Genomic DNA, 3,519 nt, shown 5'->3' on the forward strand with positions numbered 1-3,519 from the left:
GATACGGGCGCAGGGGCAGTATCATGATGAGGAATTGGGGCTGCACTATAACCGGTATCGGTATTACGATCCGCATGCGGGGAGGTTCATTAGTAAGGACCCGATTGGGCTCAAAGGCGGGATCAATGTCTACCAATATGCGTCGAATCCGACAGGCTGGATTGATCCGCTCGGGTTAGCCTGCAAATGCGTTCCTAAATGTACTGACGATACGTCTCAAGGGCCGAAGGGCACAACGGAAATGGCTCAGGAATTGTCCAAACAAATTGGTCAAAATTCAGTTACGTTTGCCACGCCAACGACGCAGGGTCATATTGACTTGCAGGGTGCAACGCATTTTGATAAGGCAACAGGCGTCGATATTCCGACACCTCATGTTCAGACTCGGAATATCAATATTGGTCCCGGTGGGCAGATAACAACGTCGAAGAAGACGGAGGTCACGAGGGCAGCGAGCAAGCGAGATGTTCGAGTCGCACGAGAACTTGCGAGACGGAAGGGGTTATGTCGATGACAGATCTAATTGATGAATTGCAGGGTTGGTATGCCTTGCAATGTAATGACATTTGGGAGCATTCGTTTGGCGTTGAGATTACCAATATTGACAATCCCGGATGGAAGGTCAAGATAACCGGAGCGGTTGAGAGAAGCCCCGCAACTATCGACCTTGAGCGAAGCGAAGTGGATTGGGTCAGGGTACATGCAACTGATCGAGAGTTTGTCGGATATGGTGGCGCATCTAATCTTAAAGAAATATTAAAACTGGCTATTAACTGGCTTCGCTAGACGCAACAAGGGCCGCTCGCGCGGCCCTTGTGCTATCTAGTCATGGTCAGGCGATATGATGAGGTCCCGGAACGGTAGTCTGCGGTGATGCTTACGCGCTGTCCGGGCACAAAGCCCAAGCGTTCGAGATACAGATTGACGAGATGCATCCACGGCGTGAGTGGCGCATGCCGATGTGTATCGCGGTCAGATGCACCTTGCAATGTCGTCACAAAACGTTTCGTGATGGGTTCACGCTTTAAGATTTACATCAGCCATAGTCAACTCCTGCTGTGAGTTGGTGGTGGTCAGCGGGCGGTGAGTGTTGGTAGCACTCATCGCCCGCGATGGGGCGGCGGAAAGGGGGAATCTGATACGGGCGCAGGGGCAGTATCATGATGAGGAATTGGGGCTGCACTACAACCGGCATCGGTATTACGATCAGCATGCGGGTAGGTTCATTAGTAAGGACCCGATTGGACTGTCAGGCGGGATCAATCTCTATCAGTACGCGCCGAACCCGGTGCAGTGGGTTGATCCGCTGGGGTTGCAAAAAACGGCTGGTGGCGCCTCCTGCGCTTTGTGCAACACGCAGAAATGCCCGGTGCATTCGGTTATAGACGAGACACTCAAAGGCAAAGGAAACATAACTAGCCGGCATGTATTGAACTCGGACCAGTTCCTTGATGCAGGAACAGAATTTTTAGGCGCGGGCTACACCGAGATTGGTAAGTCGGGGAGTGGCGTTTATCGAAGCGCAGACGGAACTCAGCAATTTCGAATAGACAATAATTCGATCCAAGGAAATCACGCGCCAAATGTTCCTCATGGGCATTTGGAGACCTATGTTCAAGGGGCTGCAAAGCCTATCGCGAATAATCACATTCCCTTCTGTGGATGAGGTGATTTATGGAGCAAATTCTGTTTGGAACAGTTGGGCGAATCATTGCTGGGGATAGCGCAGGTTTTTACGTCAAGGTAGTGGATGACGCTGAGAATACAGGAGGGTTTTTAATTCTGACGTCGGATCGCGCCGACATGACTACTGGATTTGATAATTGGGTCGAGACAAGGGAGGCTGTAGCGGGTTTCTTTGCAGAGTCCAATTGGGAAGTAGCTTGGCAGATAGACGGGTAACAACGAAGGGCCGCATTGAGCGGTCCTTCGCATGTCTATCTGGCTGTAATGGTGTCGTCGCACACGGTTATCTGCATGAGGCGCGCGCGTGATGGACGCACAACACACGGAGGCAATACGCCGTCGCAAACGCAGGCTGAGGGTAAAGCGCCGCGAGGCGCTGCATGTACATGAGATGCCCGACAATGCGCTGATGCTCTACGATTCAAGTAAGGATGGTGGCGGAATCGGTCTTCATTGAGCGCAAGGCACGGACGGGCGCTTTGTTGAATATCCGGCGCGTACGCGGCACGCGACGTACTTTTACCAGAACGATCATCTGGGCACGCCACAGGAACTGGTGGATGAGTCGGGTAAGGTGGTGTGGCTGGGGCGGTACCGGGCGTGGGGTGCGCTCAGGGGCGCGAAGCTGGGGGATGGGGCGGCGGAAACGGGGAATCTGATACGGGCGCAGGGGCAGTATCATGATGAGGAATTGGGGCTGCACTATAACCGGCACAGGTACTATGATCCGTATGCGGGTAGGTTCATTAGTAAGGATCCGATTGGGATTGCTGGTGGCATAAACCCATATCAATATGCGCCAAACCCGATCAGCTGGATTGATCCGCTTGGATTGACGGGGGAGGACGTATATCGGGCGATGAAAACGGGAGGCGATAATCTTCCGATCGCGGAACCTACGGCGCGTGGACTTGGTGCACGTCCTGGCGTAGATATTCCGGTTGATTCAAATGGAATGGTCCATCCAGATACGGGTGGTATTTCGGTCGCACCAGAATCAACGGCTAACCTTCCTCCTCATAGGCGTCCTGAGAGTTTGGGGGGGACGGGAAAGGATTGCGCATGTATGTTGAACACAGGGAATCTTCCGAAGACCCTCAAGTACGTACCGGATAGCGCTAAGCACGGGACGATCCAACCAAGTGCAAGTGTGTCTTTGGCTGATTACCAAGCGGCACTTGCTTCGACTCGTGGAAAATGGGTTAAACAATGAACGTCGAGTTAGATATCGTGCTGGATAGCGAACTGCGTAGCGCATTGGAGGGAGACTGCGACTTCAATTTGCTGCGAGCCATTCTGATGAGGTATCGGGAGAAAGGCTTTAGCTCTGAATCCGTATATGAGTTTCTGGGCACAATGAGATCTGGTGTAGCCGAAAGCACTGACGATAGAATTCTAGAGCTGATGGATATTGTGTCTGGGTTTTGCTCGCCTGGTATGCGAGTGTGGTAACAGCAAAGGGCCGCTAACGCGGCCCTTGTTGCCTCTAGCCGTGGTCAGGCGAGATGATGAGGTTGCCGAAGCGAAAGTTAGCGGTGATGTTCACGCGCTGTCCAGGCACAAAGCCCATGCGTTCGAGATACAGATTGACAAAATGCATCCACTGCATGAGTGGCGCGTGTTGATGTGTATCGCGGTCAGTTGCGCTTTGCAATGTCGTCACGATGCGTTGAGTGACGGGCTCACGTGCTTAAAGATTGGCAACAGCCATGATCAACTCCTAGTGAGAATCCCGAAGATGCGTATGCGTTACCCGTGGCGCAGCGGCATCATACACCGGAGGCGGGGCGGAATCAGTGGCGGGCGGCGTCGGTGTATCTGTACGAGCCGGGG

5 protein-coding genes and 2 pseudogenes are annotated in these 3,519 nt (G+C 53.1%); 6 read left to right on the forward strand and 1 reads right to left on the reverse strand.

The window, feature by feature from the left end; genetic code table 11:
• From KFO72_RS41555 to KFO72_RS42385, 6 genes and pseudogenes are all read left to right on the forward strand, one after another.
• The coding region (locus KFO72_RS41555) for an RHS repeat-associated core domain-containing protein (protein WP_225034524.1) at positions 1 to 514 on the forward strand (514 nt) is incomplete at its 5' end.
• Positions 505 to 786: an Imm53 family immunity protein gene (locus tag KFO72_RS41560; protein ID WP_082845442.1), complete on the forward strand. Its 282-nt coding sequence runs from the start codon at positions 505 to 507 to the stop codon at positions 784 to 786. The genes KFO72_RS41555 and KFO72_RS41560, both read left to right, overlap by 10 nt.
• Positions 787 to 1,132: 346 nt before the next feature.
• A pseudogene (locus KFO72_RS42640) lies at positions 1,133 to 1,324 on the forward strand (RHS repeat-associated core domain-containing protein); the annotation flags it as partial.
• A 350-nt stretch (positions 1,325 to 1,674) separates the two neighbouring features.
• The gene (locus tag KFO72_RS41570) at positions 1,675 to 1,902 is read left to right on the forward strand and encodes a hypothetical protein (protein ID WP_054934956.1); all 228 of its coding nucleotides are present in this window, start codon (positions 1,675 to 1,677) and stop codon (positions 1,900 to 1,902) included.
• Between the two features lie 310 nt (positions 1,903 to 2,212).
• Positions 2,213 to 2,287 (forward strand): annotated as a pseudogene (locus tag KFO72_RS42380) (RHS domain-containing protein); the annotation flags it as partial.
• Entirely contained in the window at positions 2,264 to 2,899 is a 636-nt protein-coding gene (locus KFO72_RS42385; protein WP_318248534.1) for an RHS repeat-associated core domain-containing protein, read from the forward strand. The pseudogene KFO72_RS42380 and the gene KFO72_RS42385, both read left to right, overlap by 24 nt.
• A gap of 273 nt (positions 2,900 to 3,172) precedes the next feature.
• Here the strand turns inward: KFO72_RS42385 and KFO72_RS41580 are convergent, their stop codons facing one another.
• Complete coding sequence (locus tag KFO72_RS41580) at positions 3,173 to 3,349, reverse strand: ferrous iron transport protein A (RefSeq protein ID WP_225034525.1); 177 nt, start codon at positions 3,347 to 3,349, stop codon at positions 3,173 to 3,175.
• Positions 3,350 to 3,519 lie beyond the last annotated feature (170 nt).

It is taken from the genome of Paraburkholderia sp. XV (assembly GCF_020177535.1).
GTDB classification, from domain to species: domain Bacteria; phylum Pseudomonadota; class Gammaproteobacteria; order Burkholderiales; family Burkholderiaceae; genus Paraburkholderia; species Paraburkholderia caribensis.